14 protein-coding genes, 1 other RNA gene and 1 pseudogene are annotated in these 17,128 nt (G+C 70.0%); 8 read left to right on the top strand and 8 right to left on the bottom strand.

Annotation, left to right across the window (positions count from 1 at the left end):
- The first annotated feature begins 19 nt into the window (after positions 1-19).
- From cobC to rnpB, 5 genes are all read left to right on the top strand, one after another.
- Positions 20-1,111: an Rv2231c family histidinol phosphate aminotransferase CobC gene (gene cobC / locus GYB83_RS19300; RefSeq protein ID WP_161896936.1), complete on the top strand. Its 1,092-nt coding sequence runs from the start codon at positions 20-22 to the stop codon at positions 1,109-1,111.
- Positions 1,108-2,241: a Nif3-like dinuclear metal center hexameric protein gene (locus tag GYB83_RS19295; protein WP_161896935.1), complete on the top strand. Its 1,134-nt coding sequence runs from the start codon at positions 1,108-1,110 to the stop codon at positions 2,239-2,241. The genes cobC and GYB83_RS19295 overlap by 4 nt, the downstream gene beginning before the upstream one ends.
- The gene (locus GYB83_RS19290) at positions 2,238-2,999 is read left to right on the top strand and encodes a zinc ribbon domain-containing protein (RefSeq protein WP_161896934.1); all 762 of its coding nucleotides are present in this window, start codon (positions 2,238-2,240) and stop codon (positions 2,997-2,999) included. The genes GYB83_RS19295 and GYB83_RS19290 overlap by 4 nt, the downstream gene beginning before the upstream one ends.
- A complete protein-coding gene (locus tag GYB83_RS19285) occupies positions 2,992-3,645 on the top strand; it encodes a histidine phosphatase family protein (RefSeq protein WP_228461627.1) in 654 nt (217 codons plus the stop codon). The genes GYB83_RS19290 and GYB83_RS19285 overlap by 8 nt, the downstream gene beginning before the upstream one ends.
- A 30-nt stretch (positions 3,646-3,675) precedes the next feature.
- Positions 3,676-4,085, top strand: an RNA gene (rnpB, locus tag GYB83_RS19280) — RNase P RNA component class A.
- 2 nt (positions 4,086-4,087) lie between these two features.
- On the opposite strand, the pseudogene GYB83_RS19275 reads toward rnpB, so the two are convergent.
- From GYB83_RS19275 to panB, 4 genes and pseudogenes are all read right to left on the bottom strand, one after another.
- Positions 4,088-5,497: pseudogene (locus GYB83_RS19275) on the bottom strand (RNB domain-containing ribonuclease); the annotation flags it as partial.
- An 81-nt stretch (positions 5,498-5,578) separates the two neighbouring features.
- Positions 5,579-7,069 carry a CYTH and CHAD domain-containing protein gene (locus tag GYB83_RS19270; protein WP_161896933.1) on the bottom strand — a complete coding sequence of 497 codons (1,491 nt, stop codon included), beginning with the start codon at positions 7,067-7,069 and terminating at the stop codon, positions 5,579-5,581.
- 8 nt (positions 7,070-7,077) lie between these two features.
- Positions 7,078-8,034, bottom strand: coding sequence for a prolyl aminopeptidase (pip, locus tag GYB83_RS19265; RefSeq protein ID WP_161896932.1), 957 nt, complete (start codon positions 8,032-8,034; stop codon positions 7,078-7,080).
- A gap of 30 nt (positions 8,035-8,064) precedes the next feature.
- Positions 8,065-8,904 (bottom strand): 3-methyl-2-oxobutanoate hydroxymethyltransferase, encoded by an 840-nt coding sequence (gene panB, locus GYB83_RS19260; protein WP_161896931.1) that lies wholly within the window; start codon positions 8,902-8,904, stop codon positions 8,065-8,067.
- A 175-nt stretch (positions 8,905-9,079) separates the two neighbouring features.
- Here panB and GYB83_RS19255 point away from each other — a divergent pair, with 175 nt between their 5' ends.
- Genes GYB83_RS19255 through GYB83_RS19245 form a run of 3 tightly spaced genes read left to right on the top strand, consistent with a single transcriptional unit; the run spans position 9,080 to position 14,571 of the window.
- Positions 9,080-10,417 (top strand): glutamine synthetase family protein, encoded by a 1,338-nt coding sequence (locus tag GYB83_RS19255; protein ID WP_161896930.1) that lies wholly within the window; start codon positions 9,080-9,082, stop codon positions 10,415-10,417.
- A 12-nt stretch (positions 10,418-10,429) separates the two neighbouring features.
- Positions 10,430-13,435 (top strand): bifunctional [glutamine synthetase] adenylyltransferase/[glutamine synthetase]-adenylyl-L-tyrosine phosphorylase, encoded by a 3,006-nt coding sequence (locus GYB83_RS19250; RefSeq protein WP_161896929.1) that lies wholly within the window; start codon positions 10,430-10,432, stop codon positions 13,433-13,435.
- Between the two features lie 32 nt (positions 13,436-13,467).
- A complete protein-coding gene (locus GYB83_RS19245; protein WP_228461626.1) occupies positions 13,468-14,571 on the top strand; it encodes an esterase/lipase family protein in 1,104 nt (367 codons plus the stop codon).
- Between the two features lie 41 nt (positions 14,572-14,612).
- Here GYB83_RS19245 and GYB83_RS19240 read toward each other — a convergent pair whose 3' ends face one another.
- From GYB83_RS19240 to GYB83_RS19225, 4 genes are read right to left on the bottom strand one after another with little or no spacing between them, the layout of a single operon-like run.
- Positions 14,613-15,182 carry an FKBP-type peptidyl-prolyl cis-trans isomerase gene (locus tag GYB83_RS19240; protein WP_186349815.1) on the bottom strand — a complete coding sequence of 190 codons (570 nt, stop codon included), beginning with the start codon at positions 15,180-15,182 and terminating at the stop codon, positions 14,613-14,615.
- A gap of 39 nt (positions 15,183-15,221) precedes the next feature.
- On the bottom strand, positions 15,222-15,503 hold the full coding sequence (locus GYB83_RS19235; protein ID WP_161896928.1) for an SHOCT domain-containing protein: 282 nt from the start codon (positions 15,501-15,503) through the stop codon (positions 15,222-15,224).
- 14 nt (positions 15,504-15,517) lie between these two features.
- Complete coding sequence (locus tag GYB83_RS19230; protein ID WP_161896927.1) at positions 15,518-15,940, bottom strand: DUF6325 family protein; 423 nt, start codon at positions 15,938-15,940, stop codon at positions 15,518-15,520.
- Positions 15,941-15,957: 17 nt separating this feature from the next.
- Positions 15,958-16,851, bottom strand: a complete 894-nt coding sequence (locus GYB83_RS19225; protein ID WP_161896926.1) for a hypothetical protein — start codon at positions 16,849-16,851, stop codon at positions 15,958-15,960.
- Positions 16,852-17,128: the final 277 nt, after the last annotated feature.

Below are 17,128 nucleotides of genomic sequence, written 5' to 3'. Positions count from 1 at the left end.
GCACGTAGGGTTGACACTCATGACAGTCGACGTGCCCGGACTCACTCCGTCACGTCGTCCGCTGACCGATCGGGGCCGCCACGGCGACGCCGACGCCGAACCCGGGCTGATCGACTTCGCCGTCAACGTCCGACCGGGCCCGCCCGCTTTCATCGTCGACGCGCTGACCTCGCGAATCGCCGACCTCGCCGCCTACCCGGCGGATGCCGAGGCCCAACGCGTGGCGACGCTCGCGGCGCGCGTGCACGGACGTGAGGTGGACGACGTCCTGCTGTTGGGTGGAGCCGCCGAGGGCTTCGAGCTCGTCGCACGCCTGGGCTTCGCGCACGCCGCTCTCGTCCAGCCGTCGTTCACCGAGCCCGAACGTGTCCTGGTCGCGGCCGGAACCCGCGTGACACACGTCGTCCCGCCGCCGCCGTGGCGACTGCGCGACGCCCAGATCCCCGACGACGCCGACCTCGTCGTCGTCGGCAATCCGACGAACCCGACGTCGGTGCTGCATCCGGCCGTCGACATCCTCGCGCTCCGCCGACCCGGCCGGACGATCCTCGTCGACGAGGCGTTCGCCGACCTCACGCTCGACGGCTCCCGCCTCGAACCGGAGTCGGTGGCGCACCTGCGCCTCGACGACGTGATCGTGGTCCGGTCGGTCACCAAGACGTTCGGGCTCGCCGGACTGCGGGCCGGCTACCTGCTCGCCCCGCCCGCCGTGATCGGCGCGATGACCGCCCGGCGACGACACTGGCCGGTCGGGACGTTGACGCTCGAAGCCCTCGCCGCCTGCCTCGGCGTCGAGGGACAGGCGTACGCGCGCGAGCAGGCGCTGACCGTCGCCGCCGACCGTGCGCACCTCGTCGACGGGCTCGCCGGTGTCGGACTGTCGCCGCTGGCCGGACCGCACGCGCCGTACGTGCTGGTGTCGACGCCCGGAGCGCTGGATCTGAAGGCGGCGCTGCGCGAACGCGGGTTCGCCGTCCGGAGCTGCGCGAACTTCGTCGGCCTCGGTCCCGATCACCTGCGTTTGGCGGTCCGTCCCGCCGAACCGACCGATGCGCTGATCGCAGCCGTGCAAGATGTGAAGGACCGACACGAGGAGGACGACCGCCGATGACCCGCACCCTCGCCGACGTGATCGCCGGGCTCGACGCCGCGTACCCGCCGGCTCTCGCCGAGTCGTGGGACTCCGTCGGACTGGTCTGCGGCGACCCGAGCGAGCCCGTGCACCGCGTGGTCGTGTGCGTCGACGTGACCGACGACGTCGTCGACCACGCCGTCGAGATCGGCGCCGATCTGGTCCTCGCACATCACCCGCTGCTCATGCGCGGCGTGGACACGGTGTCGGCCGCGACGCCGAAAGGCCGGATCGTCCACCGGTTGATCCGCGCCGGATGCGCGTTGTTCACCGCCCACACCAACGCCGACAAGGCGCGGCCCGGCGTGAACGACGCGCTCGCCGCGGCCCTCGGCCTCCTCGACACGCGACCGCTCGACCCCGAACCCGCGCCGACACTCGACAAATGGGTCGTCATGGTTCCCGAAGGCAACGTCGACCAGGTGAGCGAGGCGATGTTCGCCGCGGGCGCGGGTGCTGTCGGCGACTACCGCGACTGCCGATGGGGTGTGGTCGGAACCGGCCAGTTCCGGCCGGTCGACGGAGCGTCGCCCGCGATCGGCGGCGTCGGCGAGCTCACCCACGTCGACGAGGAGCGTCTCGAGACCGTCGCCCCGCGACGGGCCCGTTCGGCGGTTCTCGCCGCCCTGCGCGCCGCGCACCCGTACGAAGAGCCCGCGTTCGACGTCTTCGAGCAGGCCGCCGTCGACGGCGACCTCGGCCTCGGTCGGATCGGGCGTCTGCCTGCGGCGATGACACTCGCCGAGTTCGTCTCGCACGTCGGTGACAGTCTCCCGTCCGCCGCGTGGCCGGTGCGGGCGGCGGGCGACCCCGACACCGTCGTGGAGACCGTCGCCGTCTGCGGCGGGGCGGGCGACTCGCTCATCGGCGCCGCGACCGCCGCGCGTGTCGACGCCTACGTGACCGGCGATCTCCGCCACCACGTCGTCGACGAGGCCACGCGAGCGGGCGCCCCCGCACTCGTCGACGCCGGGCACTGGGCCACCGAGTTCCCGTGGTGCGCGTCGGCAGCCGATCTGCTGACCGAGCTCGGATGCGACGCAGCCGTCCACACCCCGCCGACCGACCCGTTCACCGTGGTCGCCCAACCGACAGGAGCGCGCCCGTGAAGGCATCCGCAGCCCAGCAACGACTGCTGCTCGACCTCGCCGACCTCGACGCCGACATCGCCAAAGCGCAGCATGCGCGCAAGAATCTCCCGGAGGACGCGCGACTCGCCGACCTGGCGGCCTCGCTGGAGACGGCGCGCGACGACGTCGCACGCTCGCGGGTGGCCGTCGACGACCTGCGTGAGGTGTACGAGAAACTCGACCGCGAGTTGACGGGCATGGCCGAGCACGCCGCGCGCGACCAGGCGGCCATCGACTCCGGGTCGGTCGGCCACAAGGCGCTCGCCGAACTGCAGCACGAGATGGAGTCGCTGGTCCGCCGTCGCGACGACCTCGAGGGCGAGATGCTGGAACTGATGGAACAGCAGGAGGCCACCGACACCGAGGCCGACCGCGCCGAGGCGACGCTGCTCACCCTGACCGAGAAGGAGCTCGACCTCGTCGCGGCGCGCGACCGATCCGCCGCGGCGGCGGAGCAGAAGGTCGCCGACATGACCGAACGGCGCGGCTCCCTCGCCGCGACCATCGACGACGCGCTCGTCGCCGTCTACGACGGACTCCGCAAGCGAGGCCAGGTCGGCGCGGGTCTGGTCCAGGCCCGACGCTGTGGAGCCTGCCGGATGGAACTCGACCCGCGGACGCTGTCGCGGATCGCCGCAGCCGACGAGGACGACGTGCTCCGCTGCGAGGAGTGCGGCGCGATCATGGTCCGCACCAGCCACTCCGGACTCCCCGGCCAGGGACGCCCGCGTGAGTGACTCGACCACCTGGCAGGGCCAGAGCATGCAGCCGACGCGCGTGATCCTGCTGCGGCACGGGCAGACGCCGCTGTCCGTCGAACGTCGATACTCCGGTCGGGGCAACCCGCAGCTCACCGACCTCGGTCTGCGGCAGGCGACCGCGGCGGCCACGCGGCTCGCGTCGTCGCCGTTCGGCCAGATCGACGCGATCGTGTCGTCGCCGCTGGCGCGCACACGCGACACGGCCGAGTTCGCGTCCCGCGTACTGCACCTCGACGTCGCCGTCCACGACGGACTCATCGAGACGGACTTCGGGGAATGGGAGGGACTGTCGTTCCGCGAGGCGGCCGAGCGGGACGGCCGCCTGCACCGGAAGTGGTTGAGCGACGTCACCGTGGAGCCGCCGGGCGGGGAGAGCTTCGCCGCCGTCGGCGAGCGCGTCGGGCTGGTCCGCGACGACCTCGTCGCCCAGTACCCGGCGCAGACGGTCCTCGCGGTCAGTCATGTCACGCCCATCAAGACGTTCCTGCGCGGGGCCCTCGGGGTGGGTCCGGAACTGCTGTTCCGGCTTCACCTGGACCTCGCGTCGTTCTCGGTCGTCGAGTTCTACCCCGACGGCGGGTCGGTGGTCCGACTCGTCAACGACACCGCGCACCTGCAGTAGGACGACGGCGCGGTACGCTGTCACTGCGAACGAGTCGGCCGGGCGGCCGCGACGAGGGAACCGCGCAAGCATCGTGCAGGCCCGCAGTCGAGGAAAGTCCGGACTCCACACAGCAGGGTGGTTGTTAACGGCAACCCGGGGCGACCCGCGGGACAGTGCCACAGAGAACAGACCGCCGCCCGCTTCGGCGGGAGGTAAGGGTGAAACGGTGCGGTAAGAGCGCACCAGCGTCACGGGTGACCGCGACGGCTAGGTAAACCCCACCCGGAGCAAGGCCGAAGTGCGCACCGCCCGCGGTGCGTACGCACGAGTGCTCGAGGACTGCTCGTCCGAGCTCGTGGGTTGGCCGCTTGAGGCACCCGGCGACGGTGTGTCCAGATGGATGGTCGCCACCGGCCCTCGGGTCGGTACAGGATCCGGCTTACACGCCGACTCGTTCGCCAACCGCCCGGAAACGCACGGCGGGGTCGGCCTCGATCACTTCGACGGTGCACTGCGACCCGGCCGCCGGTGCGTCGTCGCAGGCCCCGATGATGGCGGGCGAGGCGATGAACACCTCGGCCGGCTTGTCGCCGTGGCCGTCGCGCATGACGACGGCGTCGAACCGGGCCCCGATCTGATCGGCCAGGACGACGGCTTCGGTGGCCTCCACGCTTCGGCGTTCGGCCGCCGACGCCGTCGCATCGGAGGACGCCATGATCTTCGGCAGCGTCGGGAGCGCGTCCAGGACCCACGCAGGCGGTTCCTGCCCGGCGGCGATCGCGAGGCACGTCTCGGTCGCGAAGCGGTCGGCGAGACGACGCAGTGGAGCCGTGACATGCGAGTACACGCCACCGACTCCCGCGTGTGCGACCGCGGCGTCGTCGAGGCCGGTCGACGCGGCGTCGAGGCACAGGTAGCCCGCGCCGCGCATGAGTCGCGCGCCGACGGTCATCAGCGCGAGCGTCGTCGGCGCGTCGGGCGCCAGCGAGGCGAGGAATTCGCCGGGCGACGCGCCGTCCGGCCAGTCGACGCGCAGGTGCGCCGCGGCGGTCCGCAGGTCGCCGACGGCCTCGCGGGACGCGGGCGGCAGGGTGCGCAGCAGCCCGACTCCGGCGTCGCGCTGCATGTGCCCCGCGGCCATTCCGATCAGCAGCGACACCTGCGCGTTCCACTGATCGGCCTGCGTGTGCGGAGCGATGCGCAGGGTCCACGCGCGGCCGCCTTCGTGGGGGACGATCTCCTGGTCGGGGAGGTCGAGCTGCACGGCACCACGTCGCAGGGCCCAGTCGATGCGCGTCTGCCCGAAGGAGGGGAGTGCGGCGATCGACGGATGGAGCCGCTCGGCGTCGTGATCGGCCATCACCCCCGCGTAGTCGAAACGGGCGCGCGAACGGACGGTCGCCCGTTCGACGTGGACGGAGGTCGGGTCGCCGTCGTGATCGACCGATACGGTCCACAGCACGGCGGGCCGCACCTGATCGGGGAGCAGGGAGCCCGCGCCCTCCGACAGCGGTCGCGGGTGGAGCGGCACGCTGCCGTCGGGGAAGTAGATCGTCTGCCCGCGCCTGCGGCTCTCGACGTCGATCGCGCCGCCCGGCTCGACGAGCGCCGCGACGTCGGCGATCGCGTAGTGGACGGTGAAGCCGTCGTCGGTGGCCTCGATGTGCAGTGCCTGGTCGAGGTCCTTGGACGTCGGCGGGTCGATCGTCACCAACTCGACGTCCGTGCGGTCTGCCCGGCCCTCGGGCAGACGGTCGGTCACGGCCCGCGCTTGGGCGGCGACGTCCGCGGGGAACTGGTCGGTGACGTCGAGTTCGCGGCGGATCTGGTCGAACTCCGGTCCCGACGAGGCGAACACTCTGCGCTGCATGGATTCGAATCTAGTCGGCTCGCAACGTTGGTGACGTTTCCGGCTCGGACACCGGGAAATGTCACCGACGTTCGCGGACGGTCAGGCCATGCGACGGTACGCCTTCACCGCCTTGCGGCCGCGGGACTCCTCGCGGGCGTCGAGACGGCCGAGGACGAAGTGCGCTCGGTCGCTGAGCTGGGAGTTCTCGGCTACGGCGGCGAGTCGAGAGCGGTTGACGACGGTGTCGTTGAAGACGCCGAGATGTGTCTGGATCTCTTTCGCATAGCGGCCCGCCTCGGTGAACGGGGCTCGCCGCAGTGCCGCCGTCGACTCCGCCGTGTACCGCGTCGCCTTGGCGCGCTTGCGGATGGTGTGGAGTTGTTCCACCCAGTCGTGCGACCACACATCGTGCTCGCCGAGCGCCTTCTGTGCCTTGCGGAGACGCTTGTACGACGCGGAGACGGCCTCCGCGGCCACGTCACGGGCGGGACGGTCGGCGTCGGGACCGGGGGTCGGGGCGTCGATGAGGCCGTCGAGGTCGTCCAGCAGCGTCAGGTAGCGGCGGGTGTTGAGGGCGAACCGCATCGACCGCAGGGCCCTCTCGTGGCGGACGCGCTCGCCGTCGACGAGTGCGGCGACGAGGTCGGCCGGCGGCGTCTCACGGGCGAGGAGCAGTTCGTTGGTCTCGAGTTGGACCTCGACGTCGCGTGCGTCGCCGAGCACCTCGCCGAGCAGGCGCAGTTCGTCCGACACCGGTCCCGCGACCTCGGGAGTGAGGACCCGCGGATACGAGGTCAGGATGGAGCGGAGCTTGCGGGCGGCCACGCGCATCTGGTGGACGGCGTCGGGTGCGTCGTCGCGGGCGAGCGGGTCGTAGGCGATCAGTGCGTCGCGGTGTGCGGCGAGGTCGGCGACGACGAGATCGAGCGCCGTCGGCTTCTTGCCGAGCGCGGGCCTGTCGACGTCCGCGGGCTGCGACCCGATCGCGCGCGCCAGTTTCGACGTGCTCGACGCCTTCTGGGCTCCGGCTTCCTTCAGGAGGGCCTTCGCGCGCTTGAGCAGCGCATGGTCGCCCTCCACGAGCTCGAACTCCCACTCGGCCCACCGATTGACGCCGCCGCCGGGCAGCAGCGACTCCGCGGACACCAGGTCCTCACAGAACACGGCGACCTCGCGATCGTCCGCGTCGTACACGGCGGTCACGGTCCGGTCGGTGGTGATCGTCGCGACCGGGATCAGCTCGCCCAGACGGACGATCGCCGCGACCTGATCCCGCAGCGCACCGGGCACGCCGCCGTCATACGGCGCCTCGTCGAAGTCGACGGCCAGTTCGCGGCGCGCGGCCTTGACCGTCGACGGGCGCTTGAGGTGCCAGCCGCCGTCGGTGCCGCCGGACCGGCGGCGCAGCGTGGTCCGGTTGACGGCGAGCAGGGTGTCGGCGGTGTCGAAGTAGGTGGCTTCCAGCAGGTACGTCTGCGGTTCGCCGACCCGACCGTCGGGAACGATCCCGGACAGGTCGGGGGCGACCAGGCCCGCGTCGACGTCGAACTTCAACTCGATCTCGAGGGATTCGTGCGCGGCGGGACTCATGGCGGTGTTCAGGCTCCTGTGCGGGCGAAACGGTCGGTGGCCTCCACCAGGTGGTGGACGATGCCGGGTTCGAAGGACGCGTGACCGGCGTCGTCGACCACGTGCAGATCGGCGTCGGGCCAGGCGCGGTGCAGGTCCCACGCGCTGCGCATCGGGCAGACGACGTCGTACCGGCCCTGGACGATGACCGCCGGGATGTGTTCGATGCGCCCGATGTCGCGGAGCAGCTGGCCGTCGTCGATGAACCCGTGGTTGGTGAAGTAGTGGTTCTCGATGGTCGCGAAGGCGAGGTCGTCCGGGCCCTCGTCGCCCGAGTTGGGGCGGGGCTGCAGGTAGCTCGTCATGTTCTCCCACGCCGACCACGCGTTGGCCGCGCGCTGGGCGGCCTCACGGTCGTCCCCGGTCAGCAGGCGGTGGTAGGCGGCGACGAGGTCGCCCGACCGCTCCGACTCCGGAATCGGCTCGAGGTAGCGCTCCCACACGTCCGGGTAGATGTGCGACGCGCCGCCGTTGTAGTACCAGTCGATCTCACTGCGGCGCAGCAGGAAGATGCCGCGCAGCACCAGTTCGGTGACGCGGTCGGGATGGGTCTGCGCGTACGCGAGACCGAGCGTGGAGCCCCACGAGCCGCCGAACACCTGCCATGTGTCGATGCCGAGATGCTCGCGGATCGCCTCCATGTCGGCGATCAGGTGCTGCGTCGTGTTGACCGACAGGTCGGCGCCGTCGGCGATGTGTGGGCGGGACTGCCCGCAACCGCGCTGGTCGAACAGGACGATGCGGTACCGGGCGGGGTCGAAGAACCGTCGCTGCTGCGGCGAGGTCCCGCCGCCCGGACCGCCGTGGACGAAGATCACCGGCTTGCCGTCGGGATCGCCGGAGCACTCCCAGTAGATCTCCTGCCCGTCGCCGACGGACAGATGGCCGGACGCGTACGCGTCGATCGAGGGGTACAACTCGCGCATGCGTCCAGCCTATCGGTCGGTCGAGGTGTGTCAGTACGAGTGCTCGGGGCCGGGGAACGACGCCGTCGCGACCTCGGCGGCGTACTGGCGGGCCGCGTCGCGCAGGTCGTCGCCGATCGACGCGTACCGCTTGACGAACTTGGCGGTCTTGCCGTGGGTGTAGCCCGCCGCGTCCTGCCAGACGAGGACTTGGGCGTCGGTCTCGTTGCCCGCACCGATGCCGACGGTCGGGATCGTCAGCTTGCGGGTGATCTGTCCCGCGACGTCGGCCGGCACCATCTCCATGACGACGGCGAACGCGCCGGCCTCCTGGACGGCGATGGCGTCGGCGATCAACTGGTCTGCGGCGTCGCCCCGGCCCTGCACCCGGTAGCCGCCGAGGCCGTTCACGCTCTGCGGGGTGAAACCGACATGGCCCATGACGGGGATGCCTGCCTGGGTGAGGGCCGAGATCTGGGGTGCGATCCGCTCGCCGCCCTCGATCTTGATGGCGTGCGCGCCGGACTCCTTGAACATGCGGATCGACGATTCGAGCGCCTGCTGCGGGCCGATCTCGTAGGTGCCGAACGGGAGGTCGGCCACGACGAGCGCGTGCGGAGCGCCGCGGACGACGGCGCGCGCGAGCGGGATCAGTTCGTCTAGCGAGACGGGGATGGTGGTGTCGTAGCCGTAGACGACGTTGGCCGCGGAGTCGCCGACCAGCAGGACGGGGATCTCGGCGTCGTCGAAGATGCGGGCGGTGGAGTAGTCGTAGGCGGTGAGCATGGCCCACTTCTGCCCTTCGGACTTCCATTGGGCGAGATGCTGAATGCGCGTTGCGCGACGCGGGGTCGGTGCGCTTGTCGAACCGTAGACGGATGCTTCCGACATGACTGCCTCATTTCTGCCTCGAGTCCCGCGAGCGCGGGTACCCGGGTTGGTGTGGACCCGTCAATCTTCCCACCGGCGCACGAGGACGTGCAGAGTCGATCGGGTGGGATTGGTCACAGGCGGCTCATCTGGCCGGTGTAACACGCGCGTAATCGCGGAGCACTAGGGTTCGGGTATGGATCGCCAACAGGAATTCGTGCTGCGCACCCTCGAGGAGCGCGACATCCGCTTCGTCCGGCTGTGGTTCACCGACATCCTCGGTTATCTGAAATCGGTGGCGATCGCACCGGCCGAGCTCGAGGGTGCGTTCTCCGAGGGCATCGGCTTCGACGGTTCGGCGATCGAGGGCTTCTCCCGGGTGTCGGAGGCCGACACGGTCGCCAAGCCCGACCCGTCGACGTTCCAGGTGCTGCCGTGGATCACCGACGGCCGTCAGCATTCGGCGCGGATCTTCTGCGACGTGGCGATGCCGGACGGTACGCCGTCGTGGGCCGATCCGCGGAACGTCCTGCGTCGGCAGCTCAACAAGGCCGCCGATCAGGGATTCACCTGCTACGTCCACCCGGAGATCGAGTTCTTCCTGCTCAAGGACCTGCCGGTCGACGGCACGCCGCCGACCCCGGCCGACGGTGGCGGATACTTCGACCAGACGTTCCACGACACGGCGCCCAACTTCCGTCGCCACGCCATCGAGGCGCTGGAGTCGATGGGCATCTCCGTCGAGTTCTCGCACCACGAGGGGGCTCCGGGCCAGCAGGAGATCGACCTGCGGTACGCGGACGCCCTGTCGATGGCCGACAACGTGATGACGTTCCGCTACCTGATCAAGCAGGTGGCGTTCAATGACGGTGTGCGCGCGACGTTCATGCCGAAGCCGTTCAGCGAGCATCCCGGCTCGGCGATGCACACGCATCTGTCGCTGTTCGAGGGGGACACCAACGCGTTCCACAATCCGGACGACCCGATGCAGCTGTCGACCATCGGCAAGCAGTTCATCGCGGGCATCCTCGAGCACGCCAACGAACTCAGCGCCGTCACCAATCAGTGGGTCAACAGCTACAAGCGGCTCATCTACGGCGATGAGGCCCCGACGGCCGCCACGTGGGGACGTGCGAACCGGTCTGCGATGGTGCGGGTGCCGCTGTACACGCCGAACAAGGCGTCGTCCCGGCGCGTCGAGGTGCGCAGCCCCGACTCGGCGTGCAATCCGTACCTGACGTTCGCGGTGCTGCTCGCCGCGGGACTCAAGGGCATCGAGGAGGGTTACGAGCTGCCGGAGGAGGCCGAGGACAACGTGTGGGCGTTGACGCCCGCCGAGCGTCGGGCGATGGGCTACAAGGAGCTGCCGGGGTCCTTGGCCGATGCGCTCACCGAGATGGAGAAGTCGGAGCTCGTCGCCGAGACGTTGGGCGAGCACGTCTTCGACTACTTCCTCCGAAACAAGTGGGCGGAGTGGACGGCGTACCGCGGGCGCGTGACGCCGTTCGAGCTCGAAAGCTATCTGCCGCTCTAGAAGGGTCCCGACGTGACGAGTTCCGGAGGCCGTTCGGCCGTTCCGAGTCCCGGCCGTCTGGGCCTTCTCGACGACACCGCGCGCGCCGACCTGGCGACGCTCGGGTGGTCGACGCCCGCGACGGTCGATCTGCTGTGGGCGTTGTCGCGCGCGCCCGACGCCGACCTGGCGCTGCGCGCGCTGGTCCGGCTGCACGACCGCGAGCGGTCGGGGGAGTGGGCCGAGATCGACGGCCTGCTGCGGTCGTCGAAGTCGTTCCGGGGCAGGCTGTTCTCGGTCCTCGGCGGATCGGACGCGTTGGCCGACCACGTCGTCGCCGAACCCGGCGTGTGGCGGCTGTTGATCTCCGACGAGATGCCGACCGCGCAGTCCTCGCGCGCGGCGATGCTCGCGTCGGTCGGGGCCGTGCGGGTGGACGGCACGTCCGAGGACGATCTGCTGTTCCGCGCATCGGTGACCGGACCGGACGCGGTCATCGCGCTGCGGACCGCGTACCGCGATCAGATCCTGATCCTCGCGGCGCACGACCTGGCGGCGACGGTCGAGAACGAGCCGGTCTTGTACCTGCCCGAGGTCGGCGGCAGGCTGGCCGACCTGGCGGACGCCGCGCTCACGGCCGCGTTGGCGGTGGCGATCGCCGACGTCGTCGGCGACAAACCGCTCGACGGCCGCATCGCGGTGCTGGCGATGGGCAAGTGCGGTGCGCGGGAACTGAACTACGTGTCCGACGTGGACGTCGTCTTCGTCGCGGAACCGGCCGACGGCACGTCCGCGCGGATCGCGGGCGAGATGATGAGGATCGGAGCCCTGGCGTTCTTCGACGTCGACGCCGGACTTCGTCCGGAGGGCAAGTCGGGTGCGTTGACGCGCACGCTGGAGTCGCACGTCGCGTACTACCGGCGCTGGGCCAAGACCTGGGAGTTCCAGGCGCTGCTAAAGGCCAGGCCGATGACGGGCGACATGGCCCTCGGCCGCGACTACGTCGCGGCGACCAGCCCGATGGTGTGGGACGCGTCCGAACGCGACGATTTCGTCCCCGAGGTGCAGGCCATGAGGCGACGGGTCGAGTCGTTGATCCCCGACGAGCTCAAGGCCAGGAACCTCAAGTTGGGGCGCGGCGGCCTCCGCGACGTCGAGTTCGCCGTCCAACTGTTGCAGATGGTCCACGGGCGAGTGGACGCGTCGCTTCGCGTGCAGTCGACAGTCGACGCGCTGGAGGCGTTGACCACGGCGGGCTACATCGGCAGGGACGACGGCGCGAACTTCTCGGCGTCGTACCAGTTCCTGCGGCTGCTCGAGCACCGCCTGCAATTGCAGCGGCTCAGTCGCACGCACCTGCTGCCGGAGCCCGATGACGACGCGGCGATGCGCTGGCTGGCGCGCGCCGCCCACATCCGGCCGGAGGGCAGCCTGGACGCGCAGGCCGTCCTGCGCCGTGATCTGCGCAAACAGAGCACCCGCGTGCGGCAGTTGCACGAGAAGCTGTTCTACCGCCCGCTGCTCGACGCGGTGGCCCGACAGGACAAGGGCCTGCTGCGGTTGACGGACGACTCGGCGAAACGCCAGCTCGCCGCGCTCGGGTATGCGATGCCCGACCGGGCCCTGGCGCACATCCGGGCGTTGGCGTCCACCCCGGGCCGGGCGGGCGCGATCCAGTCGATGATCCTGCCCGGACTCCTCGAGCACATCTCCGACACCCCCGACCCCGACGCCGGTCTGCTCAATTACCGCAAGCTAAGCGAGCAGATGGGCACCACCGGGTGGTATCTGCGGACGCTGCGCGACGACGGCGTCGTCGCCGAACGGCTGATGCGGGTGCTCGGCACCAGCGAGTACATCGCCGACCTGCTGATGCGGTCGCCGGACGTCATCCAGCTGTACTCGACCGGCGCGACCGGGCCGAAGCTCGTCGAGGTCGACTCGGCCGACGTGGTGAAGGGGCTGCGGGCGTCGATGCGCCGGGCGTCCGACCTGACCAGGGCGATCGCCGTCGCGCGGTCGCACCGACGGGCCGAGCTGGCGCGGATCGCGTCGGCCGACATCCTCGGCCTGATGACCGTCCAAGAGGTGTGTCGGGCGCTGTCGACGGTGTGGGCCTCGGTGCTCGACGCGGCGCTCGACAAGGTGATCGAGGAGTCGTTGCAGGGCGACGCCGCGCCCGCGCGGATCGCGGTGATCGGCATGGGCCGTCTCGGCGGCGGGGAACTCGGATACGGTTCGGACGCCGACGTGATGTTCGTGTGCGACCCGGTGGACGGTGTCGACGAGGCGGCGGCGGTGAAGTGGGCGCAGACGGTGTGTGAGCAGGTCAGGACGCTCCTCGGCACGCCGAGTGCCGACCCGCCGCTCGAGGTCGACATCGGCCTGCGTCCGGAGGGGCGCAACGGGCCGGTCGTCCGGACCCTGGCGTCGTACCGGGCGTACTACGAGCAGTGGGCGCAGGCGTGGGAGGTGCAGGCGTTGTTGCGCGCGCACACGGTCGCGGGCGACGCCGACCTCGGTCTGGTGTTCCTCCACATGATCGACGACACGCGGTATCCCGCGGGCGGAGTGTCCCCGGACGCGGTACGCGAGATCCGCCGGATCAAGGCGCGTGTCGACTCCGAACGGCTCCCTCGAGGAGCCGATCCGTCGACGCACACGAAGCTGGGTCGCGGGGGCCTGGCCGACGTCGAGTGGACCGTCCAACTGACCCAGTTGCGGTACGCACACGAGTACCCGTCGCTGCACAACACGTCGACCCTGGAGACGTTGGACGCGATCGCCGCCGCCGAGTTGGTCCCGCGGGACCAGGTCGAGATCCTCACCGACGCCTGGCTCACCGCGACCAAAGCGCGCAACGCCCTGGTCCTGGTGCGCGGCAAACCCGTCGACCAACTCCCCGGGCCCGGCCGCCAACTCCGGGCCGTCGCGTACGCCGCGGGGTGGCCGCAGGACGAGGCCCTGGAGTTCCTCGAGCACTACATGCGCGTCACCCGTAGGGCGAAGGCAGTCGTGCTGGAGGTCTTCGGCGGCTGACGCACGACTGACCTGTCGATTACTGTCACCGGGTGACAGTAATCGACAGGTTTGTGCCGAAGCAGGTGATCCGGGACCTCGTCACCGTGCCGCTGGCGGCGGCGCAGAAGGTGGGGCAGCCGTTTCTCAAGGCGGCGAATTCGCTGGTCCAGCGGTTCCCGAGGGAGATCATCAGCCTCGGCGGAGACGCGGACGACCCGAACGGCAAGGTGGTGTACGACTTCTTCGCCGGGATCGGACCCGAACTAGCGAACCCCGGCGGGTCGCTTCCCGGAGCCAATCGATGGGACGACCCGCTCGACCCGGCCCACCCCGTCCCGGTGATCCTCGCGCACGGCACGGCGGGCGGCGCACAGACCAACTGGGGCACCTACGTCCCGCTGCTCACGCAGGCCGGGTACTCGGTGTTCACACTCACCTACGGCGCGATCGAAGGGTCGCGGTGGCCGATCTCGGCGCTCGGCGGGATGGCTCCCATCGAACGGAGCGCCGTCGAGTTCGCGGCGTTCGCTGAGCGAGTCATGGCGGCCACCGGTGCCGACAAGGTGCACGTCGTCGGGCATTCGCAGGGGACTCTCGTCCCCAACTACTGGGCCCGATTCCTCGGCGGACACGACAAGATCGCCAAGTACGTGTCCCTCGCACCGCTGTGGGAGGGGACGACGGTCCTCGACGGTGCGACGGGAATCCTCGACCGCTTCGGATTCGACCCGGCGGGCGTCGTACCGTGTCGAGCGCTCCCGCAGATGATGGACGACTCGGCATTCATCGCGAAGATGAACGCCGACGGCGGGCCGTATGTCCCGGGCATCGAGTACACGAACATCTCGACGATCCATGACGAACTGGTCCACCCGTTCACCTCCGGCCAGGTCCGGGGAGGCGAGGGGACGAGCGTCACGAACATCGTCCTGCAGGACGGATGTCTGAAGGACCTGTCCGATCATCTGGGAATCTGCGGGTCGCCGCGGGCGGCGGCGTTCGTCCTCAACGCGCTCGACGACGCCCCGTCGCGCGTCGTTCCGTGCCAGGTGGTCGCGCCGTTCTTCGGGTCGCCGCTCCTGCGTCGAACCGGTGGTGTACCGGAGTTCATCAAACCGTTCGCGCCGAACTCGTCCCGAGACACGAACCGGTGAGTACGTGATTGTTACCACGTACTCACCAGTTCGCCGTCGTGTCAGCTCGCGTCGAGGATGGACAGGGCGAAGACGATCGTGTCGGTGCCCTTGATGGTGCCGTCGCTGGAGCCTGCGGCGCCGTAACCGTCGGCGGGCGGGATCGCGACGGCGACCTTCGAGCCGACCTTCTGCCCGATGAGGGCCTGTCGGAAACCGGGGACCACGCCCATCGGTGAGAACTGCTCGGGCGCGCCCCGACTGAACGAGTCGTCGAACGTCGCGCCGTCCCGACCGAGCACACCGTGGTAGCAGACGGTCACGTACGACTCGGCGGTCACCTCGGCGCCGGTTCCCGGTGTCAGCGTCTTCACCGTCGTCTCGTTGACGGAGAAGTCTCCGTTCACGGTGATCAGGGGAGCGTTCGTCGGCGTCGGTGCGACCACCTCGATCGATCCGGATGTGCCTTGAAACACCCAATCGGCCTGGGTGGTGGGGTCGGGGACCGACGTCGGGCACGTCGTCGTCGATTCGGGCGTGCCCGTCGTCGCGGACGTGTCGTCGGACGAGCATCCCGCGATGGCGAGAGTGCAGGCTGCCGCGGGAATCAGGATCAGGGCCTTGAGCTTCATGGTTGGCGAGAATACCGGCCGACCGCGCGGAGCCGAGAGTCAGAGTGCCAGGATCTGCGCCTTCTTGGCGTCGAACTCGGCGTCGGTCAGGACTCCGGCGTCGCGGAGCTGCCCCAGTTGCGCGAGTCGTGCCAACTGATCGTCGATGACGGCAGGCGTCGGAGCGGCCGGTGCAGGCGCGGCCGGCGCAGGCGGGGGTACAGGTGCGGGCGCCGCGGTGGCGGCGCCCTGCTGCGCCCAACGCTGCTGCTGCCTGCGCTGGACACGGCCGTGAACGGAGCTGGCGACGGCGGCACGCGTCGCGGTGCGGAGAAGGCTCATGAGTGTCGTTCCTGTCAGTCGTCGCCGAGCGCGGCGTCGAGATCATCGGGCGAGACCGGTCCGGCGGCGACGAGTCGCGCGCCCGCGGCCTCGAAGGCGTCGAGGGCGGGAATCATGGTCAGGTCCTCGTAGACGATGACGACGCCGACGGAGCCCGGCGACAACACGCGGGTCACGGTGGCGACGTCGTCGGCGTCGAGCAGTCCGCTCGCGGCGCCGTCGAACTCGGCGAAGTCCAGGCCGTCGACGACGCCGAAGTCATGCGCGGGGACGGACGTCAGGCCCGCGTCGTCGCGTCGGAAGAACTCGATGTCGACGATGTAGACGATGCCCGCGTCGACGCGATCGACGAGCGCCGCGAAGCCGCCGGGCGACACCGTTCCATCGGGGAACTCGATCACGAGGTAGTCGACGGGTCCGACCTGAGTTTCGCTCATGCCACGAGGATAGCGGGTCAGCGACATCGCCCACCCCGAAGGACGTCGAACTCGGACCGCAGCCACGCCGCCACTCTGTCGAGTGTTTCGGTGCCCTGGTCGAACGTCATCTTTCGGGCATGGGTCGATGCCGAGACGGCCAGTTGCGAACCGTCGTGCAGCGTGACGACTCCGATCTGGCGGACCTCGTATCCGCCGTCGGGCGCCTGCCCCCAGCCGCCTTTCACCGCCGTGCGATCGAGGCCGAGCCGTCGAATGCCCCACTTCTGCACGTCGGCGACATCGTTCATGAGTTCAAGGATGTGATCACTGCCCGTCATGCACGGCAGGTTGGCGGTCCACGTCGCGGAATCCGCGAGCGCCCACTGGGTCTCGCCGAGCATCGGGTGCCTGCCGCCGCGGCTGGGAGCGGGCACGGTCGTCGTGTCGCCGCCCTCGCGCAGCACTTCGGTCAGTGCGGCCGACGCTTCGGCGGGCGTGCCGAGTGAGCGGGTGAGGATGCGGGCGGACGCGTTGTCGGAGTCGATGACGGCGTTCGCCTCGGTTCGGCTCATCCCGTGTCTCCGTTCCGCGGCGAGCCCGAGCGGAGCCTTGATCGTCGACCACGCGTCGCGGACGGTCTGGTCGCCGAACAGCATCGGGACCCCGCCGCCGACGGGCACGAGTGCCACACCGACCGCGGCGGTGAACTCGATCGCGTCGAACGACGACCGAAGTCGCGACTCGACTTGATGCGCGGACATCCGACTGGCGGTCTGTTGCGCGGGCTCCACGTCGTCGTGGTGACCGGAGAGGCGAACCGCGGCCCCCACCGCGACGAGGACGACCGCAACGGCGACACCGACGACGGTCCACAGTCGGCGTCGAGGGGACGAGACGTCGCGGGACGGCGTGCGGTGGCGTCCGCCCATGACAGCTCCGTTCCCATACATGAATCCTCCACCGGAGGTTCAGGGTTTGAGGCTATCGACCCCGATGCCATTCGGCCAAACGGCGCAGGGGTGGCGGCTGTTACACGGATGCGACTGAGATCTCCGCCACACCTCCGTAACTCCGATTATTTCGATCAAGTGAACAACTTCAACGAGGGGTGGGTGCGAGTCGCTCCGACCTCGCATTTCTGTTTGGTTAGGCAGCACTAACTGTTAACATTCGTCGCCCGCCATTTGGCGGTGTCGGGCGTCACGT

Source organism: Gordonia spumicola (assembly GCF_009932475.1).
Classification (GTDB): domain Bacteria; phylum Actinomycetota; class Actinomycetes; order Mycobacteriales; family Mycobacteriaceae; genus Gordonia; species Gordonia spumicola.
Note: the sequence above shows the minus strand (reverse complement) of the source record. Positions and strands in the feature narration are given on the sequence as shown.